This window comes from Devosia honganensis, assembly GCF_042648785.1.
In the GTDB taxonomy this organism is placed as follows: Bacteria; Pseudomonadota; Alphaproteobacteria; order Rhizobiales; family Devosiaceae; genus Devosia; species Devosia honganensis.
The window spans coordinates 1-23,515 of the sequence record NZ_JBHRYD010000016.1 but is presented as its reverse complement, the minus strand read 5'-3'; the positions used below and the strand labels follow the sequence as shown (position 1 = coordinate 23,515).

The 23,515-nt window shown below is 59.2% G+C and carries 19 protein-coding genes and 1 pseudogene; 3 read left to right on the top strand and 17 right to left on the bottom strand.

Translation table 11 applies throughout. From position 1 onward, the window contains the following. Positions 1-6 precede the first annotated feature (6 nt). From ACFOOL_RS15915 to ACFOOL_RS15870, 10 genes and pseudogenes are all read right to left on the bottom strand, one after another. Positions 7-1,512 (bottom strand): ABC transporter substrate-binding protein, encoded by a 1,506-nt coding sequence (locus ACFOOL_RS15915; protein ID WP_380098338.1) that lies wholly within the window; start codon positions 1,510-1,512, stop codon positions 7-9. Positions 1,513-1,610: 98 nt separating this feature from the next. After that, positions 1,611-2,711, bottom strand: a complete 1,101-nt coding sequence (locus ACFOOL_RS15910; RefSeq protein WP_380098337.1) for an ADP-ribosylglycohydrolase family protein — start codon at positions 2,709-2,711, stop codon at positions 1,611-1,613. Between the two features lie 10 nt (positions 2,712-2,721). Further along, a complete protein-coding gene (rpiB, locus tag ACFOOL_RS15905; RefSeq protein WP_380098336.1) occupies positions 2,722-3,180 on the bottom strand; it encodes a ribose 5-phosphate isomerase B in 459 nt (152 codons plus the stop codon). Between the two features lie 13 nt (positions 3,181-3,193). After that, a complete protein-coding gene (locus ACFOOL_RS15900; protein WP_380098335.1) occupies positions 3,194-4,129 on the bottom strand; it encodes a ribokinase in 936 nt (311 codons plus the stop codon). Then, a complete protein-coding gene (locus ACFOOL_RS15895) occupies positions 4,126-4,869 on the bottom strand; it encodes a FadR/GntR family transcriptional regulator (RefSeq protein ID WP_380098334.1) in 744 nt (247 codons plus the stop codon). The genes ACFOOL_RS15900 and ACFOOL_RS15895 overlap by 4 nt, the downstream gene beginning before the upstream one ends. A gap of 135 nt (positions 4,870-5,004) precedes the next feature. Then, a pseudogene (locus ACFOOL_RS15890) lies at positions 5,005-5,793 on the bottom strand (IS3 family transposase); the annotation flags it as partial. A gap of 611 nt (positions 5,794-6,404) precedes the next feature. Further along, positions 6,405-6,623 (bottom strand): hypothetical protein, encoded by a 219-nt coding sequence (locus ACFOOL_RS15885; RefSeq protein WP_380098332.1) that lies wholly within the window; start codon positions 6,621-6,623, stop codon positions 6,405-6,407. A 246-nt stretch (positions 6,624-6,869) separates the two neighbouring features. Further along, positions 6,870-7,520, bottom strand: coding sequence for a DUF924 family protein (locus tag ACFOOL_RS15880; protein ID WP_380098330.1), 651 nt, complete (start codon positions 7,518-7,520; stop codon positions 6,870-6,872). Between the two features lie 100 nt (positions 7,521-7,620). Next, entirely contained in the window at positions 7,621-9,564 is a 1,944-nt protein-coding gene (locus ACFOOL_RS15875; protein ID WP_380098329.1) for a heavy metal translocating P-type ATPase, read from the bottom strand. Between the two features lie 74 nt (positions 9,565-9,638). After that, positions 9,639-9,866, bottom strand: a complete 228-nt coding sequence (locus tag ACFOOL_RS15870; protein WP_253125830.1) for a heavy-metal-associated domain-containing protein — start codon at positions 9,864-9,866, stop codon at positions 9,639-9,641. An 81-nt stretch (positions 9,867-9,947) separates the two neighbouring features. Here ACFOOL_RS15870 and ACFOOL_RS15865 point away from each other — a divergent pair, with 81 nt between their 5' ends. Together ACFOOL_RS15865 and ACFOOL_RS15860 are read left to right on the top strand one after the other, a co-directional pair. Beyond that, positions 9,948-10,937, top strand: a complete 990-nt coding sequence (locus ACFOOL_RS15865; RefSeq protein WP_380098328.1) for a LysR family transcriptional regulator — start codon at positions 9,948-9,950, stop codon at positions 10,935-10,937. A 61-nt stretch (positions 10,938-10,998) separates the two neighbouring features. After that, the gene (locus ACFOOL_RS15860; RefSeq protein ID WP_380098405.1) at positions 10,999-12,930 is read left to right on the top strand and encodes a heavy metal translocating P-type ATPase; all 1,932 of its coding nucleotides are present in this window, start codon (positions 10,999-11,001) and stop codon (positions 12,928-12,930) included. A gap of 408 nt (positions 12,931-13,338) precedes the next feature. Here the strand turns inward: ACFOOL_RS15860 and ACFOOL_RS15855 are convergent, their stop codons facing one another. Then, entirely contained in the window at positions 13,339-14,541 is a 1,203-nt protein-coding gene (locus ACFOOL_RS15855) for a restriction endonuclease (protein WP_380098326.1), read from the bottom strand. A 101-nt stretch (positions 14,542-14,642) separates the two neighbouring features. On the opposite strand from ACFOOL_RS15855, the gene ACFOOL_RS15850 reads away from it, so the two are divergent. Continuing rightward, entirely contained in the window at positions 14,643-15,194 is a 552-nt protein-coding gene (locus ACFOOL_RS15850) for a hypothetical protein (RefSeq protein ID WP_380098324.1), read from the top strand. A 259-nt stretch (positions 15,195-15,453) separates the two neighbouring features. Here ACFOOL_RS15850 and ACFOOL_RS15845 read toward each other — a convergent pair whose 3' ends face one another. From ACFOOL_RS15845 to ACFOOL_RS15820, 6 genes are all read right to left on the bottom strand, one after another. Then, entirely contained in the window at positions 15,454-16,359 is a 906-nt protein-coding gene (locus ACFOOL_RS15845; protein ID WP_380098323.1) for a hypothetical protein, read from the bottom strand. A 513-nt stretch (positions 16,360-16,872) separates the two neighbouring features. Further along, complete coding sequence (locus ACFOOL_RS15840; protein WP_380098321.1) at positions 16,873-17,964, bottom strand: serine/threonine-protein kinase; 1,092 nt, start codon at positions 17,962-17,964, stop codon at positions 16,873-16,875. Next, positions 17,961-19,025, bottom strand: a complete 1,065-nt coding sequence (locus ACFOOL_RS15835) for a serine/threonine-protein kinase (protein WP_380098404.1) — start codon at positions 19,023-19,025, stop codon at positions 17,961-17,963. Before ACFOOL_RS15835 ends, ACFOOL_RS15840 begins: the two co-directional genes overlap by 4 nt. Positions 19,026-20,226: 1,201 nt before the next feature. Continuing rightward, on the bottom strand, positions 20,227-20,868 hold the full coding sequence (locus ACFOOL_RS15830) for a recombinase family protein (protein ID WP_380098319.1): 642 nt from the start codon (positions 20,866-20,868) through the stop codon (positions 20,227-20,229). A gap of 979 nt (positions 20,869-21,847) precedes the next feature. After that, a complete protein-coding gene (locus ACFOOL_RS15825) occupies positions 21,848-22,381 on the bottom strand; it encodes a restriction endonuclease (protein WP_380098317.1) in 534 nt (177 codons plus the stop codon). Positions 22,382-22,753: 372 nt separating this feature from the next. Continuing rightward, on the bottom strand, positions 22,754-23,254 hold the full coding sequence (locus ACFOOL_RS15820) for a nucleoside 2-deoxyribosyltransferase (RefSeq protein WP_380098316.1): 501 nt from the start codon (positions 23,252-23,254) through the stop codon (positions 22,754-22,756). Positions 23,255-23,515: the final 261 nt, after the last annotated feature.

Below are 23,515 nucleotides of genomic sequence, written 5' to 3'. Positions count from 1 at the left end.
TGCGTCCTACTCGAACGTTGCCGTTGCCAGGATCGGCATGCCGTCCAGGTTGAAGGTCACATTGTCGATGCGGTTGGATGAAACCCAACGGATCGGCAGGCTGGCGACCGGCAGGATCCAAGCTTCCGACAGCAGGAAGTCATTGATCCGAGTCCACGCGGCCGCCGAATTGTCTTCGGAGGTGCGCACGCCGGTAACGGTGGCCACGTCGGCCGCGTATTGCTCCGAGTCAAAGCCGGACGGATTGTCGATCGGCCGGAACGGCACCGCGGTCAGCAGCAGGGTCTCAGGGGATCGCCCGCCGCGGGCATAGGTGTGGGCTTCCAACTCGAACTCGCCGGCGCGATAGCGCTGCGTGACGGCCGCCTCCGACAGATCGACGATATTGGCGTTGAGCCCGATCTGGCTGAGCGAATACTGCACGATCTGCGCCATGCCGCCCAGTTCGGGCACCGCCTGTGCAAAGCTCAGCAGCTCGATATTGGTGCCCGAAAGGCCGGCTTCCTCGACCAGTTTGCGGGCGGCCTCAAGATCATAGCGGCAGGCCTGCTCGTAGTTTGCAAGCTGGGCTGTCGCCCGTTCCGTCCACGGCAGGCACTTCAGCACCGCGCCCTCACCGATCACATCAGCGGCGATACGGGAGCGGTCCAGCGCTAGGTTGATCGCCTGACGCAGTTCCGGCGTCGCCATCGCCCCGGCCTTGACGTTGATCAGCATGTCGAGCACGCGGCCCTCGGGGGCGGCGATGCCGGCCCTGAGCTTGCTGTCGCCCGCCACCTGGTCGATGGCTTCGCGGCTGGCGACCGGCAGAAAATCGATCGCGCCGCTCTTGAGCTGCGCGACCGCCGATTGCGCGTCGGGAACGATGCGAATCTCGATGCGCTCGGCTTCGGGCGCCTCTCCCCAATAATCGGCATTGCGTGCAAAGCGGGTGGATTGACCGGGCTCGTGACCATCCAGGCGGTACGGGCCGGTCCCGTTACCTGCAGTCTTGATGCTGTCCGGCTGCGTAGCATCGATTACGAAGATGAGATCCAGGAGGTCGATGATCGCCTCTTGGCTACCGGTCACCGTGAATAGGACAGTGTGGTCGTCGGGCGTCTCGATGCTCTCGATGAGGCGGGCGAGCGGCAGCACGTTGGCGCCGACCTCCGGGGTCTTGGCGTATTGAAAGCTGAAGGCGACATCGGCGGAAGTCATCGGCCGGCCGTCGTGGAAGCGAACGTCTTCGCGAAGCTTGACGGTGAGCTGGCGGCCATCCTCGGACCATGACCAGTCCGTCGCCAGTTCAGGCTTTGCCTGGCCGTCGCTGCCGATCCGCAGGAGCGAATTGTAGAGCAGGAAAGTGGATACGTACGAGCCGATCCGCAGCTCGGTTGGATCAAAGGACGTCAGATCGGTGGTCTGACCGACGCGGATCACTGCGTCTTGCGCCAGCGCCGGGGTGGCGGCGCCCAAAGCTGCCAGGCTTATGGCTCCAGCCACGGCGAGCGCGCGAAAAGTATGCTTCATGAGTTTTCTCCTCCTAGTAGTTGTTCAGGCAGAGTCGGCCCAGCCGTCGGGGCAGTTGCCTGCAACCGCTCCCGACAGCCGCGGCGAACCCTTTTGCGTTAGTTCACGAGGTTGAATTCCCGGATTGTGGCGAGCCGCTGGGCCTGGGTGTTACGCAGGGCGTCAAAGATCCCTTGGGCGGTTTCCTCGAGCGTGCGCTGGCACACGGTGATGGCAGCGTTCTGGACTGTCGCCTTATCCACGGTTTCGATCCACTCGGCCGGAATGCCCTCGACGCCGGACAGGGCGCCGGAAAGGCCGGCCGCAATTGCGGTGGTGCAGTCGGTATCGCGGGCGAAGTTGATCCCATAGAGGATCGACTGCTTGACGTCGCCCTTGGTCAGGATGGTGATCGCCATGCCCCGCGACACGACTTCTTCGCCCGAGCTCTTCAGTTCCCCATACCTGTAGATGAAGAAATCATTGATCTTGCGGCGGGCCGCGACCATGTCCTCGGCCTGTTCGGCGATGGTGAACACCGCCTCGAAATCGGCGCGCACGAACCGGTCGAGATGCTCCAGGGCGGTGCGGATGACTGCATCAAGCGTGGCCGATGGGCGCATCGCTTCGGCGATCGCAGCGGTGTAGGCGGCTGCCACCTGCAGGCCGGTACCGTGCTGCTGATGGTAAATGCTGCCGATTTGGTAGACATCGTCGATCGCCTGTGCCGGATCGCCCGCGTTGACCAATCCCAGCGGATGGCACGAGCGCGCAAAGGTGACGATCTGCGGCCATAGGCTAAAGAGGCCAATATGGCTCGGATGCATGCCAGCCTTCAACATGTCGTAATATTGCTTGTCGCTGTAGTGCAGCGCATAACCGAAGTGCTCGTCGCGGATGTTGCGCAACCAGCTCTGCGCCAGATCGCCGACATTGATGCGGCGGCCCTTGACGATGATCGCGTCGGCGATCAGCTTCTGGCGCTCAATGCCGTCCTCGGTCGAGCCGGCTGGAAACTCGTACTGCTTCTTGAGCGTGAGGGGTCCGTGCGGCCAGCGGAACTCCTTTGCATTCTGGGTGATGCCTCGCATGTCGTCGAGGAAGCCGTAGCGGCTCTCGCTTTCCTCGATGGGCAGGTGCTCGGTGGGCATCGCCATGGACGAGCCGATGCGGGATCCGGCGATGCAGCCGAAAATCTTGCTGAAAGTCGATGCGGTCATGATCGTCTCCTTACTGGGCGCCGGCAAGGCTGCCATCCAGGCGGTTGAGCTTTTCGACGCGGCGGCGGAACTCTGGCGCCGTGCTGAATGTGGCTTTAAGAAAGGTGCTGACCATTTCCTGCGCGATGGTCTTGCCGATGATCTGGGCGCCGATGCACATCACGTTGACATCGTCGTGCTCCACGCATTGGCGGGCGGTGTAGACGTCATGGCAGACGGAGGCGCGGATCCCGCTCACCTTGTTGCAGGCGATGGCTGCACCTACGCCTGTGCCGCAGACCATGACAGCGCGCTCGACGCGCCCGTCCCTGATCGCAGCGCAAACGGCTGCGGCGATGTCGGGAAAGTCGACCGGCTGCTCGTCGAAAGAGCCGAGGTCGAGCACGTCGTGGCCGTTCTGACGGAGCCAATCCGCAATAAAAGGCTTCAGCGAAAAGCCGGCATGATCGCCGCCAATGGCAATTTTCATTACTTGCTCCAGATTATTGATTAAGAGTGGATAGCCGCAATACAGCCGCCCGATCCGGAAAAGACCGAGCCGCACCCCGCTCCTGTGTCGAAAGGGCCGCCGCTGCATTGGCGAAGGCGACGGCGGCCAAGAGATCACGCTTCTCTGTCCACGCCGCTGCAAATGCGCCCGCGAACATGTCGCCGGCTCCCGTCGTATCGATGGCGGCGACCGACGGGGCCGAAATGGACTGGACAGCGTCGGGCGTCACGACCAGCACACCCTCTGCGCCGCGCTTGGCCAGCACACATTTGACGCCGTCCCGCAACAGGCTGCGCGCGGCATCCGCCACCGCATCGCGTCCGTCGATGGACAGACCAGTCAGAGCCGCCAGTTCGGTGAGATTAGGTGTCAGAAAGGCAACGTCGTGTAGCCAGGAGCGTCGCACCGCTGCTGCCGGTGCCGGGTCGAGCAGTACCGGCACGCCCCGGGCAACGGCCATGGCGATGGCCTCTTCCACCACATCGGCTTCGATTTCACACTGCACGACCAGGAGATCTGCCGCGTCAAACGCAGCGGCCATCGTGCGTAGGACATCTGGGGTAAGCGCGTGATTGGCTCCGGCGTGCACGACGATGGAATTTTCCCCTCCGGGGAAACTGAGAATAGCGGCTTCGCCGGTGAGATGGTCCGGCGAGACGAGGACACCCTCGATGTCGACACCAAGCGCCCGCAGATGCGCCAGTAGCGCCCGCCCCGGCTCGTCGGCGCCGACCGCGCCGATCATCGCCACCCGGCCACCGGACTTGGCCGCGGCAGCAGCCTGGTTGGCTCCCTTGCCGCCCAGGCCCTTGTGAACGGATTCAGCCGCCAAGGTTTCGCCTAACAGGAGCGTTCGCGCCAGTACTAATGAAGTGTCGGCGTTGAGGCTACCGACGACGAGGATACGTCTCGATGCAAGTCGGCTCATTCAGCGCCCTCGCGGTTCGGTAGGGCACTGCTCCGGATCTGAGCGCCGATGGCAAAGTGCCGCCGCAGGACTGCGTCGGCCGCGTCGGCATCTCGCGCCTCGATAGCCTCGAGGATCTCCACATGCGCCTGTTCGATGTCGCGATTGATCCCTTCTACCGTGGCGACCTCGCGGCGACGGTTAAGGTGGGACCGCAGCAGCAGGTCAGAAATCACGGAATAAATGCTGATTAGGGTATCGGACCGGCTGGCCTGTACAATCAGGCGATGGAACTCGAAGTCTGCACGGGCCCCGGCGACCGGGTCGCCAATGGTTGCGCGAATGTCATCGATGCCGCCAGCAAGTTGGATAAAGTCGATCGAAGTTGCCCGCGCGCAGGCCAGTCGGATTGCCTGACATTCAATTGCCACGCGCGCTTCCATAACGTCGTCCACTGCACGGGCGTGGTGAGCAAGACCGATGCTGAAGAACTCGCCCAAAGCGGTGGCGTCCGGCTGACGAATGACCGTACCGACGCCGTGTTGGATCTCTACGGCGCCGATGATTGCCAATGCCCTGAGCGCTTCGCGCACGACGGGGCGGCTGACATTGAGCCGCAGCGCCAACTCGCGTTCAGGCAACAGCATGTCACCCTCCTTCAGATGCCCATGAATGAGCTGCTCCTTAAGGAACGATACGACGCGGTCGTATCCGGAGGCCTGCTGGTCGCTGTCGCGCTTGATTGAGAACTCAGATATCATGCCGCGATAATACCGTGGTATTACCACGACCGTCAAGTGGTTCACGGCGCGGCTCGTCTACACGTTCAGGATGAGTGAGGTGGACCCGCCTGGTGAGACAGCTTGGCGGCTTGGCTAAGGTGGATCGGTTGGTTTCTACGCCGCCAATAGCTCCGTCATTTCTGCCATAGCATGGACCTCGTCGGGCGTCCTGCCGCCGAAGCTCGAGTGGGGGCGCTTCCGGTTGTAATAATCGATCCAGGAGCCGATGCCGCTGCGGGCTTGGCTTCCGGTCTCGAAGGCGCTGAGGAAGACGCATTCGTATTTGAGGCTGCGCCATAGCCGCTCGATGAAGACGTTGTCCATCCAGCGGCCGCGCCCGTCCATGGAGATTCGGATGCCGGCACCCTTCAGCGTCGTGGTGAAGGCGAAGCCGGTGAACTGGCTCCCCTGGTCAGTATTGAAGATATCGGGCCTGCCGTGGTGGGCGATCGCCTCTTCGAGGGCGGCAACGCAGAAGTCGGCATCCATCGTGTTCGACAATCGCCAGGTCAGCACCTTGCGGCTGAACCAGTCCATGATGGCGACGAGATAGAGAAAGCCGCGTCGCATCGGGATATAGGTCACATCGGCACACCAGACCTGATCGGGCCGCTCGATCGCCAGATGCCGCAGCAGGTAGGGATAGATGCGGCGCTGCGGATGCGGCTCGCTGGTCTTGGGGGCCTGGTAGATCGGTGACAGGCCTATTCTGCCCATCAGCCGCCGGACACGCTTGCGGCCCACGCACCAGCCCTGACGGCGCAGATGCCGTGCCATCGGTCGCGAGCCATACCAGGGCATTTCCATGAACGCCTCGTCGATGACGCGCATCAGTTCCAGGTTCTGCGGGCTCTCGCCCGCCGGCTGTCGATAGAACGACGCGCGCGAGATCGCCGCGGATCGCCTCAAGCGCGACCTTGGCCTTGAAATCGGCCGAGAACCGTCTGCGTGTCTTCATGCTGGATCGTCCTTGTCATCGGAAAATCCACCTTATGCCCCTGTCTCAAAAACCGGCACCACCTCATTCAGTGCCCGCCAAATCTTGATTGATTTAGGACATGTAGTTGGTACACTAGTCGGATCGATAGCGGTTAAATTCCTGAGGAATTCTGGGTTTTTGGGGATATGTCGGCAGAGTCCCTCTCTCCGCCACTTGCCCCTGCGAAAGCGTTCTCCCGATCCGGCTTCCGCCGGCTTTCCCGTTGTTTTGCAGGGTTATGCGGCTGGGGCTGAGCACTGGTCCCGGCGGCGAGAGGCCCAACATCGCTCTCTCCGGGCCGATATTCTCCGGACCTGTTGCCTGCTCGGATTCAGTAAAGTTCTGCAAGCCATTGGTTGAAATGAGTATTCCAGAGGCGGGCTGAGCACTTCGACGGGGGTCGCGTTTGTAGAATGGAACCGGGATCGAACCGCAGTCTGATCCCTAGCTAGCCAAGGCGGAACGCGGGTTTTGCCAGCATCCTGACGGCGATGGCGCGCGCCCGCGCCGCGACCAGCCGCGCCACGATGCGCTGCTATTCGGCGAGGGGTGGAACCTCGATCCACATGTCGAAAAACGCGGCCTCTTTCAGCCGGACCCGGTTTGTCGAGCCCTCGCTGGAACGGCGGCACAGGTCGATGAACGCGTCAGTTCTGGAATACCACAGGAAATAGCTGGGCAAGACGGCTTCTGCGTCGATGTCCAAGCCCGGGAAATCGTTGCTGACGAGCGCGCCGTCGAGTTCGTCAGGCACGATGCCATACGCACCGTGCCGGGCGTCGATCCGCGATAACAGAAACTGCCCCGCGCGCGGCCTGATTTGCCGGCTTGCCGCTATCTCCGCGCCAAGGGCTTCGCCGCGCAGCGTCAGCCCCTTGCCCTAAAGGCGCGCGGTAATCTGCTTGTACCGCTCGTCGGGTCGGGTTTCGATCCAGTCATCCGAAAATCGTTATGGAAGACGGTGCACCTTCCAAGCGCTGGAAGGTCAAGAGCAATCGCTTCAGCGCTGGAACGCCCGTTCGTGCGGGAAACTGCCCTTTTCAAGATACACGTCTTCCGCCTCGGTGGATCTGCGGCCAAGAACGCGATTGCGATGAGGGTGACGACCGAAAGCTTCGATCACTTCTTTTACGTCCCGTGCCTGTTTCACCAGTGATTGGTAGATTGGCTGTAATTGCTCTGGTGCTTCTGCAGCGATCTCCTCGCGCAGCCCGATGAGGCGATTGATGCGTGCAAGGTGATCCGGCCCTTCGCAATGGCCGAGCGGCAGGCCATGAACGATCTTAAACCACGGGGTTGGCAAGGCGGCATAGTGACCATTCGCCAACCCGTCCAGCGACAGCTTCAATGCTGCCGGGTCCTGCGCGAAGGCGCGCGGACTGCCGCGCCACACCGAGCGCGAAAACTGATCGAGCAGGATGATGAGCGCCAGCCTGCCTTGAGGATAGACGGCCCAATGATCGAGACTGCCAGAAGCAACCTGTGCGGTAATATCGGAAAAGTGGGCAATAACGTCGCCGTCCGCGCCGCCTCGCATCCGCCAGCGCCAGTGTTTTTGGTGGGCGTCTGGGGCGATTGCCGCAGAGTGTCCCTCGGGGAACCAGAACTGAAGAATCTCGGCCCAGGGTTGCTTGTGGGATTGGGTATTCATGTCCGCATCTCCGTCAAATCATTGCTGCCGCTTTTTGTACCTTATCGAAAGTTCCACCCCCGCGCCGATGGGCACAGGGGTGGTTCGTCATGAAGAACGGTCAGGTTGTGGCGCCTGCCGTTACGGGGGAGGACGATTTCTCCGGGCTGATGGCAACATGCCTCGCTGCCTTTGGTACCCGCAGCAGCCGCATGCCATTGGCGATGACGACCAGCACCGACAATTGGTGCACGAGCATCCCGCCCGCCATGTGAATCTCACCCGAAAACACCCCGGCAAGCAGTCCGGCGACGGTAAACAATGCGATCAACAGATTCTGACGCATATTGCCAAGTGTCGCACGCGAGATCGCCATGGCTTCGGGGATCTTGCCAAGATCGTCCTTGAGAAGCGCAATGTCAGCGGTCTCGATGGCAACGTCGCTGCCGGCGACACCCATGGCAATGCTGGTGTCAGCAGCCGCCAGGGCCGGCGCATCATTGATGCCGTCGCCGACCATGGCGACATGGGCGCCATCGGCCTTCATCTTCCGGATCAGTTCTAGCTTGTCCTCGGGCATCAGGCCGGCATGGACTTCATCGATGCCGACCTCGCGCGCAATCGCTTGCGCCGCGCCCTCCTGGTCGCCGGTCAGCATGACGACGCGCTTTATGCCGATCTGACGCAGGCGGGCAATGGCATCCTTGGCACCCTCGCGGGCCATGTCGGACATGCCCAGCAACCCGATCAGCCTGCCATCAGCTGCAACCATGATCGGCGTCTGTCCGGCCTTGAGCAGCCGCTCCAGCCCGGCTTCACCTTCCGCGCCGAGCGGGATGCCCAGCTTTTCCATGAGGCGGCGGTTGCCAGCTGCGACGTCACGCCCCTCGATGCGCGCACTGATGCCCATTCCGGCATGTTCGTCCAGCATTTCAGGCGTGGACAGCGGCCCTTGCTTGCGCCCGGCCTCGACGATGGGGCGGCCAAGTGGATGGTCCGATCCAGCTTCGGCAGTAGCGGCAAGGCGCAGCAACTCGTCCTCGCCCATGCCGTCAAGCGCGATCACGGTTGCCAGACGGGGCTTACCTTCCGTCAGCGTGCCGGTCTTGTCGAGGGCCAGCGTGTCGATTGCTCCAGCACTTTCCAGATGCTGGCCGCCCTTGACCAGGATGCCGCTTCGAGCCGCCCGGCCGATGCCGGCGACAATCGACACCGGCGTCGAGATCACCAGCGCGCCGGGGCAACCAACGACCAGCAGGGTCAGTGCCAGCCTGATGTCCTGGGTGAAGGCGAAGGCAAGAACCGCAAGCCCGATGATCGAGGGTGTATACCATTGCGCGAAACGCTCGATCATGCGCTGGCTGGGCGCCTTTTCCTCCTGCGCTTCCTCGACGCGCTGGATGATGCGCGCAAGCGTGGTGTCTGCGCCGACATTGGTGGCGCGAATGCGCAGGAGACCATTTTCGGCGATGGTCCCGGCATGGACGCGGCTGCCCCGCGCCTTTTCGGCCGGCATTGGCTCGCCGGTGATGGCGGCCTCGGAGACGGCGGCGGTACCCTCGGTTACCTCACCGTCGACCGGGATGCGCTGGCCTGCCTTGGCCAGCACGATCTCGCCCGGCTGCACTTCATGGGCCGGTATGTCGACCGGCTGACCATTGCGCAGGACGGTGGCGGTAGCAGGCGCGGCGTCCAGCAGTTCCTTCAATGCGCCGCGGGTCTGACCCATGGTCCGCACCTCGAGCCATGCACCGAACATGAAGAGGAAGGTGACGGCGGCCGATTCCCAGACTTCGCCAATCACCAGTGCGCCGACAGCAGCAACGGTGACAAGGAGCTCGATGCTCAGATGTTTGACCCGTAACGCCCGCCAAGCGCGCACGGCAATGTCGGAACCAGCCAGTAGGGCGGCGGCGACCATCAAGGCGGACCACAGCCCGATCATGCCAAAGCCATAGCGCGCAAGAAGACCGGTGGCGATCAGTCCGCCACTGCCCACAGTCAGCCAGAAGCGCCGGCGCGCCGGGTGCGCAAAGGCGTTTCTGATCTTCATGACACCGCTCATCTCAACTCTCCTTTTCATCTTCCACAAAATGAACCGGCCGCGCGGTTCTTCGACGCGGCCGGTGGGTGGTTTGGTCAGAAGGCCGATGGCCTTGCCTCATAGCCGGTGCTCCTGATCGCCTCGACCAGCGCCTCGACGCTCGACTGGCTGGGATCGTGCTCAACCTCGATCTTGCCGGTGTTGAACCGCACAGCGGCCTTCGCAACGCCAGGCAGGGCATTCAGCGCCTTTTCGATCTTCGGCACGCAGGACGGGCAGGAAAGCTCATCGCTGCGCAGGATGGTTTTCATCGCTTGGGACATGACTTTTCTCCTTTCAGCTCCGGCCAGCCGGTGATGCTGGCCCTCGCTTCAAGAGTTAGTCTGTGCGAGACTGCATTTTGATTGGCAGAAACAGCAAAGGCTTCTTGCATGGATGCAAGGGCGCAAAATTGGGATGACCTGCGCTACTTCCTGGCAGTGGCCAAGACCGGGTCACTTTCTGGTGCTGCACGAAGGCTTGGCGTGAACCACTCGACCGTGTTTCGCCGGATTGGCGCATTTGAAGAAGGACTTGGCGTCCGCCTGTTTGAACGCCTGCCAAATGGCTATCTGCTCACCCAGGCGGGGGAGGCAATGCAGGAAGGTGCGCTGCGGGTCGAGGATGAAATAGCCAGCCTGAGCCGCAAGGTAACGGGACAGGATCTGCGGCTCAGCGGGACCATCCGCGTCACCACCCTCGACATGCTGGCTTTCGGTTTGCTGCCCCGTCACCTTGCCAAATTCAGAACCGACTATCCTGGCATTGAGGTTGAACTGATCGTTGGCAATGCAGCGCTTAACCTGAACCGGCGCGAGGCCGACATAGCGCTGCGGGTGGGCAATGCGCCGCCCGAGACATTGGTTGGCCGGCGTGTCGGGCGCCTCGTCTTCGCGATCTACGCAAGCAAGACCTATCTTGCGGGCAAATCCGCAGTCGAGCTTGCGGCGCATGACTGGGTCGGCTTCGATACCGAGCACGCCGCGCTTACCCGTCGCTTTGGCGCCTTCCTGCCCTCGGCCGAACCGCTCTTTCGGACAAATTCTATTGCCGCCGCCATCGCCGCCACAAAGGCTGGGATTGGATTGGCGCCATTACCTTGTGGACTTGCCGATCTCGAAGCTGATCTTGTGCGTGTTGCCGCGCTGCCGGGAGATTTCACGCTCGATCTGTGGCTTCTGACCCATGAGGATCTGCGCCAGACGGCACGGATTCGCGCATTTCTTGATTTCCTGGCCGGAGAATTGGCAAGGGAAGCGCCATTGCTGAAAGGAAACGGTCGTGACGGGCCCGCTTCATCAATGCAGAACGACCCCATGAATGCCGAGGCTCGTGCCTCGGCCACGAGGAGATGATGTGAAACGCCTGTTGCAGACCGATCGTTCTTCCTTGCTGACGGTGCTCACCGTCTTCGGAATGGTGCTGGCAACGCTAGCGCTATGGCCGCTGGACGGCTCCCTTGCGGCATCCGCTTCCGTGACGGGTCTTTCGCTTGTTTATCTGGCTGGCGGTCTGCCCGTGGGCTGGCGGGCGGCCGTCACCTTGTGGCAAGAGCGCGTTCTCGACATCGACCTCCTGATGGTGGTTGCGGCCGTCGCTGCGGCAGTGGTCGGTGCTCCTTTTGAAGGTGCGGTTCTGCTGACGCTGTTCAGCATTTCCACCACGCTGGAGGAACGGGCGCTCGGCCGTGCACGCCGCGCCATCGAGGCACTCATGGAACTTCGACCCGAAACGGCCCTTCGAAAGGCACCGGATGGTTCAGTGACGGAAGTTGCTGCAGTCGACCTTGGCGTAGGCGATGTCGTGGTGCTGCGGCCCGGCGCGCGCGTGCCGGCGGACGGTCTGATCGTCAGCGGGCGCGGCTCTCTAGATGAAGCAAACATTACCGGCGAGTCGATGCCGGTCGCCAGGGAACCTGGCGCACAGGTCTTTGAGGCAACGGTCAATCTCGATGGCGTGCTTGAGGTCGCAGTGACCAAGACGGTCGAGGAAAGCACGATTGCCCGCATGATCGCCCTTGTGACGGAGGCGCAGGCGGCCAGGGCCCCGTCCGAACGCTTCAGCGCCTGGTTCGGCCAACGCTATACGGTCGCGGTGATGGCAGGGGCTGTCCTGGCCTTTGCTGCCTTCTACTGGCTCGGGCGCGACTGGGAAGAAGCACTCTATCGCTCGGCGACATTGCTGGTGGCGGCCAGTCCTTGTGCCATTGTCATTTCTGTTCCTGCTGCAATTCTGTCTGCCCTTTCTGCTGCCGCACGTGGCGGTGTGTTGTTCAAGGGTGGCGGCGCACTTGAAACCCTCGCTGCCGTCGACACTTTCGCCTTCGACAAGACTGGAACGTTGACGACCGGGAAGGCAACCGTCACTGCGGTTGTCGCGCTTGACGGTGATGAGCAGGGCTTTCTGTCGTTGCTCGCAGGGCTTGAAGCCCATTCCGAGCATCACAGCGCAGCGGCAATTCGGCAGGAAGCTGAAGATCGCGATATTGAACCGTCAATTGTCGTAAATGTTGCAGCCCGACCAAGCGCCGGCATTGTCGGCGAGTGGGGCGATGAGCAGGTCTGGGCCGGCAATCCACGCCTTGCTGCACAGATGAAGGCTGCGATCGACCACCCCGCCTTGAAATCGCTGGCTGCTGACACTCAGACCGTCATTTATCTGGGGCGCGGCGCGCAGGTGCTAGGGGCGGTCACGATTGCCGACCAGATTCGCCCGACCTCAGTTCGCGCCCTTGCGGCATTGAGGCAAAGCGGGGTCGCCACCATCGTTATGATGACGGGTGACAGATTGCCCGTCGCGCAGCGGATCGGTGCTGAACTTGGATTGAAGCCCACGGAAATCCATGCCGACATGCTGCCTGAAGACAAGGTGCGGATGGTGAGCGAACTGACGGCGGACGGGAAGATCGCATTTGTCGGTGATGGCGTCAACGATGCGGCGGCGCTGGCTCGTGCCGATGTTGGCATTGCCATGGGGGCGGCAGGGTCGGACGTCGCATTGCAGGCTGCCGACGTGGCGCTGCTATCGGAGGACATGGGACGGCTGGCGGATGCGCATCGACTTGCCCGCCACGCAGCGACAATTATTCGGCAAAACCTCGTCTTTGCCATGGGCGCCATGGCGATCCTCGTCACCGGCGGGCTATTTTTCGAACTGCCCCTGCCACTTGCCGTGATCGGCCACGAAGGTGGAACAGTTCTGGTCGTACTCAATGGCTTGCGCTTACTGAGGGATCCCATTCGCCGGGACGGAACGAAAACAGCGCCAAACACCTCTGTTCCTGCGAGTTCGAGCCAGCCCATTCCGCGAGAGGCCTATAGGAGAAAGGTGCCGAGGCGAGCAGGTTGATAGAACTTGGAATGGAGAAGGTTGGATATCAGGCCCATCCCCTCCGCCACTTCCTTTCAAAATCGTGTTTATTTTCAAAGAATTGGTGTGCCGTCGCCGACGCTACCCTAAGGTTTACCCTAAAGGTGCGGTTCAGGTAGATGTGCGGTATGCCCTCTCCCACCGTGGATTCCACCAAGTTTAGGTCGATTCCATCTCGCCGAGGTGGTGTTTATATATTTCTAGTTTGCCGAAGGGCACCTGCTTGTCCCTTGTGGGGAACACCTCAAGTGCAGCTAAGACGCTGAATCGGTTTGAACGCGCCAGCGCACGGACAGACTAAATCCAGCGTTGGCTACCGCTAGAAACTGCAACTATGGGCGTCTCCTGCGTAAATGCTGCTCGCGTGCGCCCCTATATCACCTCTGCTTAGCGAAGTGCGAACTCTGCGATCAGAGCGGGCCGAGAGGCCAGAAGCATTTCAAGATGGCTGTCGGCCCACATCTCGATCTTTAGCGCTCTATCCGACTGCGCCTGCTTTTCGATGAGCTGAACCGCGTCCGTACTAAATCGTCCGGTGGTGGCGATGGTTAGCACGTCTACACGGGGCGGCTCCCAGAGCGTCATTTGTTCCTTGAGTGTCGCTACTTCCGCTGCATTCACTGTCTTGGACTGCCAATGCTTGCATTGGATGATGACACGGCTCCGTATCTGCCCCGACAGCCCGTCGCGAGTGACGCGCATGACCGATAGGTCACGGCCACGATCAGGTGCGCGGGTTGGAGTAAGCCATTCAGGGTTCTCGTAACCCGGCTCGCTGGCGATTAGCGCGAACATCAGCCGTTCAAATGTATCGTCGGTCAGCGCGCTCCAATTGAGTTTGATTGGGATTGGACCCGAAGGGGCGCTAGCCACAAGTTCTCCTAAATCGGCAACAGCAACCGGGATCGCTTCGTTCTGACCATAGAAGCTTGCTCGCAGGCTCGCCTTCGCGGCAGGCCAGTCAAACTCCACTATGTCGTGGAAGTCACCTTTCTGACCGAAGTGGAGGTGCCGTCCCATGTCCTGCCAGCGGTCTGGGCGAGAAGCGCTGCTGCCAAGCAATACATGGATTTCTTTGTAGTGCGCGCGAAGCTCGGATAGGGCGGGCTCGGGGATTTGTCCGCCAATCGGCAGTTGGTCAACGGCGGAGGCTGTTTCGCGAAGCAATCGGTCTATTTCATCGATGGGACGTTCAATCGCGCTACGAACCAGAGCGCGGCGCTTGCGGTTGAACCTAAAGCGGTAGTCGCGCATTTGCTGTTGCGGCTCGTCTAGCGAATTTTCAAACGAGATTTCCGCCGATGGCTCACCAAGTTCCAACAGATCGAGCCGGGTTTGCGCCAGAGCGTTCCAATCCACAAATCCAATGTCTGGTTTCCACCCGTCGATGGCCGGGAGGTGCTTGGCAATATCTACGGCGCTTCGGCATTTGTCCTCGTAGTCCGCATTCGAGCCGAACACCACACCGCTCGGAACAAGACCGCGAACCTCGTCACAAAGGCGCTCAAGTTTCGCAATGTTCGCTTCCGTAGCTTCGAACTGCTCAAGTGCATGCTGAAAAGTCGACGCCAAATTTTCCCCCACGATCATAGATGTCTCGGTCAATCAAATAGGACCAATAAGCAGAAAGGGAAGGTTCGGAGAACCGACGGCCATCGAATCTGCTAAACTTCATACAGATCGGAGTGATCATGACCGTTGATACCTCAGACGCCTTGCGCGTCGTACAAAATAAGAATGCAGAGAGCGAAAGCTACATGCGGCAATTGCATGTTTGGCTCGGCATTGGCTCCGCTGGCGGCGCGATCTCAATGGTCTCTCTAGCTGCGAACCTTTCTGATCCCGCTCATGCACTTCGGTTCCTCCAGCCGTCTCTTTGGTGTTTTTTGCTGGGAGTTGTTGCCGCCGGGGCAAGTTTGCTTTTTCTTGCCCGGAGGGCGGATGCTTTGGCCCTCCACCACGCGGCAGCGCATAACCGTGAGCAGGTGAATCAGGCGATCAAGAAAATCCCCGAGGTGCTTTCTTCGCCCCAGCGCCTGGCCGACGAAATGAACGCTGAACGAAACGCCCTGATCGCTAGGTCCGGGCGCGAGCACGGACATGCCGAAAGTGCTTGGAAGAGCTACCGCTTGTGGTCGCGACTTTGGGCGGGCAGCTTGATTGTATCAGCTAGCGCTTTTGTCATCGGGTTTGCATTGCCGTTGGCGCAGATTAGCTTCCTGAGTGCCAACATTGTACGGTAGGCGATTGCGTCGCCCCAATCAAAAATTCTAGGCGACTTCGCCAAATCCGTCGAACCAATCTCCTGCGATGACTATTTTCGCATCACGCAGGGGGAGGCACGAAGGTCGGACCGTGTGATCCGACCTTCGAGGACTGTTCTTATTGAATGCCTGTGCACCAAACGGCTGTTAAGGAGTGGCAACGGTTCCCGAAACTTCGGGTCGACCCTACGCTGGCGCGCTAAGCCCCACGGGCTAGTCTATGACACGTTGCCAAAGTCTAGAATATCACGATGATCAGGAGTACGATGAAGGCAATAGTCCAAAATGTGGACCAAAAGCCACTCATAGTTTTGCCGCCAACTTGTCCGCCGTTCTTATGCACGATCCGGCGCATCTCCTTGGTAAACTGGTTTTCCCATTTCTCTGGCAGCGTGAACGTCAATGTTCTCTCAATGATGTGTGGTGCCTCTTTTGTTCCGGGATGGTCTCCAGCGATTAGGGCGACCACTTCGTAAAGAGAGTCCGGGAGGGTTTCAAACTGACCGATTTGGGAACCTATAACGTCCCTCAGTAGGTCCGCGAGATGCTGATAATCACTCGCTATGTCTACAAACCAGATTTGCTCCTCATGCTGTACGGCTCGATTCAGAGCGTCGCGAAGGAGCAAACAAGAGTGATGGATTTCTGTGAGGTCTCCGGGCTCTCCCAGTTCGCCCCAGCTTGCAGTTAGCCTGTCGAGCACCTTGCTCATAGGTTGGACGAGCTTTTGCATCTCGTGCAACTGGCTATTCACCCATGATATGGCGTCCGCGTCGTCGATATGTGTCGAAGGCACGGTGTAGTAGCCGCCTCGGAGGTCATTAAGCCGCTTCAGGACCGGGCCATTGAGATATCGCAACAGCTCAGCAGTTAGCCGCCATTCCCATCCGAGCGGTTTGTCGAGCAGTATGCGCTTGACTACAGGAGGATAACCGTCGAATTCGCTCAAATAGCTAGGGTTGGCCTCAGGCCGTACGCGATCGCTGGCACTTCCAAGATTGCCCAGAACGTAGCGTTCATGATCGGCTCGCCAAGAGAACAATAAGTCGGCCGGATGGGCCGGAGCGTCGCGATCTACAACTTTGTGGCAATTGCGGCATAGCCAAATGCCGTTCGTAATTTCAGCTCTGGCTATGTCTAGCATTTTGGGATCGTATCGGGCCGTGTCGCGGCGAGCCCCATATATGTGGGCCGCCTCGCCGATGGTTGTCGACTTATCCGGCTCCGAATTCGGTCCCACTGTTGAAACACGGCAATCTGGATTCGAGCAAAGGTAGGCCGCTCGCCTTGCCAATGTCTCCACTGTCTTTGCGCTAAAGTCTGGCAACATTAGGAGAGGCTATAGTTGGCGGTCTGATAGGTCACCAAACAACTGCGGAATTACCGGGATTGCCAACAGATTTTGGGGCGGCTTCTCGTTAGAAAGTATTCGCTAGATTGAATTTCAATGTCCTATTAAGGGCCGAATTCCAACTATTCGATCAATCGAACGGTCAACTGCGAGGCTTACCGGTTTTCGCTTGAATACGCATACGGCCTCTAATGCGCGCTTCCGGGCAGGGCTAAATTTCGTCACTGAAGCCATTAGAGCCACGCTTTTGCGGGGTCTCAATCCGAATTGGCAGCGCAAGTGTCACAGGTGTGTGCTGTGCGCAGGTTACGCGGGGCGCGGCACGGGAGGTAAGAGTTGTACTATGGGAAACGCTCGGTCATTGGGGTGGCCGGGACCGCGCTGGAACCAGACGCGCTGACCCTCTTCAATCTTGCGCTGGCGACCATAAAAGTTGCCGGTGTAGTACATAAGGTCAGAACCTCCGTCTGCCCGTATGAACCCTGTGGCGCCATTGGTCCGACTTATGGTCCCCAGTTCGTAAGGTACCATCGAGTAGCAGAGCGTCTCACATTCAGTGACAAGCTGGGCTGCGGTAGGCCGTGCTCTAGGGTCCTTGTTCAAGCACTTGAGAATGATACTATGGAGTTGGCCGCCTAATCCTCGGAATTGAACTGGCGCCAAGTGGATGGGCGGCGGCGGAGGAACGGCTTGTAATATTCGCGCAACCGAACTTAGACCCCCTCCGAATGGCGGCTCCCCCGATAGCAATCGATAAGCGATAGCTGCGATCGACCACACATCGGAGGGCATGTCATAGCGACGAAAGTTCTCAACGCTTTCTGGGGACATGTATGGGATTGCACCCAGAACCGTTTTTGACTGGGTATTTCCTTGGCTATCGGCCCACGCTCCGATTTCCTGTTCGGCCATTTTCGCAATGCCGAAGTCAGTAATTTTGGCCTGTTCAAATTTCCAACCACCCACGATCATTATATTGCTCGGCTTTAGATCGCGATGCACCACTTTGACGTGGTGGGATGCGGCCAAGCCTTTAGCGAGCTGATGAAGGAGGCGGGCGACAGTCATCGGCGGGAGGTAGGGTAGTCCGCCTGCTAAGACGGTCTCAAGATCGGCGCCCTCTACTAGCTCTTCGATCAGGACTGCCCTACCACCAGCGGCCTCAAGGTAATCCAAGGTTTTGGCGACGTTGGTATGGTTGACCTTCGCGCTGACAATCGCTGACTGAGTAAATCTGCGGGCTCCGGTGTCGTCCTTCGGAGTTTTGAGGGCAACTACCCGGCCAAAGAGTTGGTCCTCGGCTAGATAGACATGCTGCATGCCGCCTGCGTTGATCCAGCCAGAAATTTTATACCGTCCGCCGATGGGGGGCGTTTCTGGGGAAAGTGGTCCCGTCAAAGCATAACCTCCGGGTGCGAGACATCAGCAGTGATTGAGACGCGGTAGCGGTTAGCAAAGGGATTGCCGAGAACTATGACGGCAGCCCCACTCAAAACACTCCCCACGACCAACTGAATATTGTTCCGCCGAACATGCCCCGTCACCGATGCAACGCGGAAATCATACCCATCGTACAGTATGCTCACGGTGTCCGCCCCTTCGGTTAAGGTAACGCCACGGTTGTTGGCATCTAGGATGTACTCTAGGCCCCCGTGAGTAATTAGCATGCGATGTCGTTCGTGCAGTAACTGCCGGGCCAGCGCACCCCTAATTTCTTCGGCGCTAGGTCTGTTAGCGGGGTTTGGGTGTACCGACCTGTTGAGCATTTCCACTATTGGCGGAGGAAGGACGGGCACCAAAATCGAGAAGTCCATGCAGGGCAGCTGAGGTGGGATTTGCTTGACGGCGTCAGGTATTTGGCCATGGTTGAGTAACCACCAAGCTGTGACGCCGATTGCGAAGACATCCACAGCAGGCGTGAAAGAGTATTGCCCAGTGGCGTCCAGCTTGAAGATTTCCGGGGCGGCATAGCCCTGACTGAAGAAAAGCTGCCCAGTCCTTGCGCTGGCGGTCAACTTTGCCAAACCAAAGTCGAACAATTTCAGCGCCCCGCTGCTGTCAAACTTCATATTCTCTGGTTTAAGGTCGCGGTGCAGTCTGCCGTGGGCATGCACGTCAGCGACACCTGCAGCGATTGGATATAGGGCACGAAGTGCCTCAGATAAGCCGGCTCCATTTGGAAGCGGGGCGAGGTCCGGCCCGTCTAGTATCTCCTCCACTAAGCCAACAATGTCATTGCCCGAGTAAACTACATCTAGAATTTGGACGACGTATTTCGAGCGGATAGCTGAAAGTGCCGAAAGCTCGTCCATAAGACGATGCTTTTCTATGCCGGGTTTCAGCCCTTTGATTACAACCTCCCGCTGGAGGTGGGAGTCTTCGCAGATTGCGGTGTCTGACATCCCTCCTCCAGAAAGCAGTTTGACGATTTTCGCATATCGTGGAGGCAGGGCGATCATCAACTATCACCCTCGTTAAACTTGATACTGAGCTGGGGGCGTTGACTTACCTTCTTGGTGGTACGCTGTTTCGCCTTATCCGTTGATGTCGGTTTAGTCCTAGGCTTCTTCACTTTTGGGGGCTGCGCCGTAGCCGAAGGTTCTGAAGGCGCAGGTTCGTCTTGAACGGCTGGATTTGTTAGGGACTGAAGCCAAAGCTCGAACGTATCGAATGGTGTCCAAAGTTTAATGGCTATCCCACCTCCAAGTGCGGGCGGACCAGCGAAGTCTGTCAGTGAGATCGCTACGGCAGTGGCATTGTCTTGAACGTTCGCTGCGTCTGCTACTTCCATCAAGCGTTCGATCCAATCCCCTGCAAGAGGTGCCCCGGCCCCGGTCCCTTCGAGAAGTTTCCTTCCAAGAGAGTGCGCGCCGTCTGTGGTCAGAAGGAATTTTCGGTCCCTTACCTGTTCCAAGAATAGGAGGTGTGGCTCAATGCTCGCACCAATTCCCACGAATTGAAGAAGCCTACTGTCGAGATCGTCCTCGCCTACTCCCGCCCCACTGGCAATCCCAGCTATCGTGTCATCTTTCGTTAGCAGAAATAATCCTTCATTTTCAGTGCGGGAATACAGCCTGCTGTCCCCTACATGCACTATCCATGCTGGCCCCGTCTGTAAAACTACCAAGGCAGTGAGTGTAGTGCCGCCTTCACCTCGATATTTGTCAAAGACTGATCGGTTTGCTGCATCAACTGCCCCAAGCAAGCCTCGTTCATGGACCTCCCCTCGCAGCAATGCCAAGGACGCGACAAACTGGGAAGCAGCAATAGTGGCCGCTGCGGCGCCATCGACCATTCCGCCCATTCCGTCGCAGATCAGACCTACAAGCAGCGGCTCCCTGTGGGGCGACGTGAGATATGCAACGGCGGCTCTGTCTTGGTTGTCGTCTCTGACTGGACCCCGCACTGAACCCACAGCGAGACCGGCGGAGGAGCGGACAGACTTCCCAGCCGCTGATCGCTTGATATAGAAATGCAGCAACTTCGCGATGTCGTCCGTACTTTGGGCCAAGACCGCTCCCCGTTTGTGATCATCAAGATGTGTAGGCAAGCTTGTTGCGCCGGGCAAGGTCCTAGGGGGTTGGCACAATCCCGACGCCCCTGCGACGACAAAATGGAGACAACCGTCAGTCCCTCACGAAGTAGACTTTCGTGCTTGCCCTACGCTGTTGTCGCGCCCACTGATGCTCCCGACGTTAGCCGCTTAGCCAGCCGCGACAAAGTGGAGCGCGAACAACCCGTCGCCTTCAGTATGGTGTTCCAGCTCTGACCTGATTGCAGCATGGCGAGAATAGCAGTGTTGCGTTCAGTGTCCTCAGGACGCCCCGCGTAGACCCCCTTGGCCTTTGCCGTCTCAATGCCCTGAGCCTGCCTTCTACGACGGTCCTCATAGTCCTTGCGGGCGATAGCGGCCAGCATGTCTAAGAGCATGCCATTAATGGCCTCTGCCATGCGGGCAGTGAAGTCATCGCTATGGGCCACGGCAAGCTGCCATGAGGTGGGAAGGTCCAGTGCAACGACCTTCACCTGTCGCCGCCTGATTTCCGCCCTGAGGCGCTCCCAATCGGCCGCGTTCAGGCGCGACAATCGATCTACCTGCTCCACTAGCAGCACGTCTCCCGGGCGACTATCAGCCAAGAGGCGGAACAGCTCTGGACGTTGGAGCGAGGCACCGCTCTCGTTCTCGACATAGGCAGCAGCAATGGTGAGCCCTCGTTCTACGGAAAAGGCTTCAAGATCGGCACGGGCGCGGCTTGCATCCTGTTGTTTGGTGGACGCCCGGAGGTACGCACGGACAAACATTGATGAGACCTGTAGTTCGATTTGGATAGTCTCATAATTATAAGTTCGCTATGGGTTGTCAATCGGCATTATCGAACCACCATGCGGGGTGGTTCCGCAGAGGTGTGCCTAAAACGTACCCGCATTTGGGTAAGGCAAAGGGCTGTACCGACTCCATTTTGGCCATTCGCGGTGCATGCCGACCATGGCAGCCTTTCGCCCCCCAAAGCGGGCGTTCGATGCGGCTCCTGTTACCTTGGGGAGCGGCCAGCCGACAGGGTCAGACTTTCGCCCGCGCTCGCCTTACAAACTTGGCTTTGCAGATCGGGCAGAAGCCCGCCTCGCGGTCGAGGTGCACCCGGCCCAGACCAACCAGCTCGGTGTCCACGGCACGGAGCGTCCGGGGTAATTGACCGCTGATGTATGCAAGTAGACCTTCACAGAAATCGGAGTAAGCCTCCCGGGAGCCCTTGATTCCCCGACAAGCGAGGCCCGCCCTAGCAAACTTATCCATGATCGGGAACGCATTTGGGCGATGCAAGTGGAGGTACTTCGATGCGAAAGATCCCTGCTTACGGGGCTTCCAGCCCGCTCGTTCACTCAGCAACGACCAATCGTTAATGGCGTCGGCGACCTGACCCAGTAGGTATGCATGCGTTTCTATCACAAGCCCGCACACGTCCGGGGAGAATTGAGTTCTGAAGTCGATTGCGTTCAGCTTTTGATCCAGTTCTGAGACTGCTAACTTTTGACCGATAGCTCTCGCCAGTGTGGCCGAGGTGCCTGTCTTTCCAGCGCCGCGTTCTGGGGCGGCGGCGTAAATGCGTCCAATTGCGGTAACCTTGCCTGCTGTGACATAGGGCTCATTATGATGAGGGTAGTCTCTGCACATTGAGTACAGAAGGCGGTTTTCAAAGGGACCAGCGACAGCCGCATCTTCGCAGTACTGGTCTTGGGTTGGCTGCATTTACGTCAAGGGTTCCATGGCTACAAAAGAGACCTAGAAGTGAGCCATGTTCAGGAGGAATTGGCCAAGTTTCAATTTCAGAAGTGCACCGAACTCTTCGGTACTGGTAAGCCTCTCCAGCTCCGCTCTTGTGACCACAAGGAGGATCAGTTCATCCCGATTAAACTCGTCGCGAATGTGCGCATGGCTGTTCGTTCGGTCAGCGGCGTCGCCAGTGATGCCGCTGGCCGCCACCAGAAGACCGAACTTCATCCGCATTAAACGCAGCTTCGATGTGAAGGCGCGAACAGTGGCGGTGTCGACCGGAGCCTGCCAATTTTTACATTCTATCACTAGATAGAAGGGCAAGAACGGTAGCCCGTCGGGATGTTGATTGTTCGATAATATCAAGTCTATCTCGCAAGAGCCTGCCACATCTACCGCATTCCGATGAATGAGGGTTATCCCGCTAAAAAGTCCGAGAGTGTGGTTGACGACCTCCTCAAGGGCGATGCCCTTTTGTGCTGTGTGGCCTGCGTCGCCCGCCGCCAGTTGCTCAATGATCTGCTGCTGAGGAATGGCCACCATTAGGGCATTCCATGCGCGGCACGATTACGAAGCTCGCGCAGGTGACGGCCAAGTTGACCCGCTCGGATCAACTCAACAAACTGCTCTATTGAGAGCCAGAAAAAGTGTGGGACAGTCGGTCGAAATGCGGACGCTGGCAGCTCTTGCGTCAGCAGAAGCGCTGAACCCATCCTCCCGGCCTGAATTAAAGGGAGGAGGCCACGCTCCACGTTCCTCGCCATTTGCGCGGTAGCCTTGGACTTAACCTCGATTATGGCAGGGTCCAAAAGAACTGGTTCCTGCATTGGGAGCCACATAACCAAGTCTGGCGCTGCAGTGTCAGCATCGTTCCCTGGCTCAGCGATAGCAGTCCCGCCTGCGAGAACTACCTCGTCAAACACGAATTTTTCCAGAGACCCCCCCCCGCATGGCGATCGAACCTTCACGTGCGGCGATGGTAGCAACCGGCGCCGATGGAGGTGGCTGCGTGCCTTTAATGAAGATGCTTTCGTGCGGCGCAGACAAAAACAAGTCGAGTTGAAATCCCAGGGCCCCCGCTTCATGCAGGCCCACGGTCGCAACGGCGAATTTCGAGATTGCAAAGGTATTCGTTCGCTTGCGTATGGAGACCATGAAGATAGGCTTGCCCATGCCCTCGGCGACACCTACCTCGTAGAGGACGCGGTGATCGCTTCGGCTACCGTCGAGAACTGCAATAACGAACTCGCTTCGTTGGATAGCGCTCGCGTAACCCAACTCGCCCGGAATGTCGGGCGCTGCCCAGTTCCAGCTAATCTGCCGCTGGCCCAATAGGATCGGCAGTGACCCTAGGTCAATGCCGAACGGGGCAGATATATAGCAACGATGAAACGGTCGAGGGGGCTCTGTAAACATTTGCGAACTCCGTGGAATGACATTTCTTACAAGGCGGGCCGCGCGTCAATTGATTGCAAATGTACTCGCTGTTGACCGGCGCACGCGACCTATATTGATAGGAGGGGCACGCACTTAGTGACGGCGCCCTCCCAAGTCGTTGCGTCTCGGGATGTACCCACTGCTGTCCGGTTTAATCTGGTGAGAACTGGAGGATCATTTGGCGGGTATCGCGGGGTATTGGTGGTGGGGTTGATTTGAGGGCGGTTATGGGGCGCTGGT

Excerpts from the sequence above, each read along its gene's own strand:
- ACFOOL_RS15875 (WP_380098329.1), bottom strand. The coding sequence starts at position 9,564 with ATGAGCGGTGTCATGAAGATCAGAAACGCCTTTGCGCACCCGGCGCGC.
- ACFOOL_RS15915 (WP_380098338.1), bottom strand. The coding sequence starts at position 1,512 with ATGAAGCATACTTTTCGCGCGCTCGCCGTGGCTGGAGCCATAAGCCTG.
- ACFOOL_RS15880 (WP_380098330.1), bottom strand. The coding sequence starts at position 7,520 with ATGAATACCCAATCCCACAAGCAACCCTGGGCCGAGATTCTTCAGTTC.
- ACFOOL_RS15860 (WP_380098405.1), top strand. The coding sequence starts at position 10,999 with ATGGTGCTGGCAACGCTAGCGCTATGGCCGCTGGACGGCTCCCTTGCG.
- ACFOOL_RS15900 (WP_380098335.1), bottom strand. The coding sequence starts at position 4,129 with ATGAGCCGACTTGCATCGAGACGTATCCTCGTCGTCGGTAGCCTCAAC.
- ACFOOL_RS15910 (WP_380098337.1), bottom strand. The coding sequence starts at position 2,711 with ATGACCGCATCGACTTTCAGCAAGATTTTCGGCTGCATCGCCGGATCC.
- ACFOOL_RS15855 (WP_380098326.1), bottom strand. The coding sequence starts at position 14,541 with ATGATCGTGGGGGAAAATTTGGCGTCGACTTTTCAGCATGCACTTGAG.
- rpiB (WP_380098336.1), bottom strand. The coding sequence starts at position 3,180 with ATGAAAATTGCCATTGGCGGCGATCATGCCGGCTTTTCGCTGAAGCCT.
- ACFOOL_RS15870 (WP_253125830.1), bottom strand. The coding sequence starts at position 9,866 with ATGTCCCAAGCGATGAAAACCATCCTGCGCAGCGATGAGCTTTCCTGC.
- ACFOOL_RS15850 (WP_380098324.1), top strand. The coding sequence starts at position 14,643 with ATGACCGTTGATACCTCAGACGCCTTGCGCGTCGTACAAAATAAGAAT.
- ACFOOL_RS15845 (WP_380098323.1), bottom strand. The coding sequence starts at position 16,359 with ATGCTAGACATAGCCAGAGCTGAAATTACGAACGGCATTTGGCTATGC.
- ACFOOL_RS15895 (WP_380098334.1), bottom strand. The coding sequence starts at position 4,869 with ATGATATCTGAGTTCTCAATCAAGCGCGACAGCGACCAGCAGGCCTCC.
- ACFOOL_RS15830 (WP_380098319.1), bottom strand. The coding sequence starts at position 20,868 with ATGTTTGTCCGTGCGTACCTCCGGGCGTCCACCAAACAACAGGATGCA.
- ACFOOL_RS15820 (WP_380098316.1), bottom strand. The coding sequence starts at position 23,254 with ATGTTTACAGAGCCCCCTCGACCGTTTCATCGTTGCTATATATCTGCC.
- ACFOOL_RS15835 (WP_380098404.1), bottom strand. The coding sequence starts at position 19,025 with ATGATCGCCCTGCCTCCACGATATGCGAAAATCGTCAAACTGCTTTCT.
- ACFOOL_RS15825 (WP_380098317.1), bottom strand. The coding sequence starts at position 22,381 with ATGGTGGCCATTCCTCAGCAGCAGATCATTGAGCAACTGGCGGCGGGC.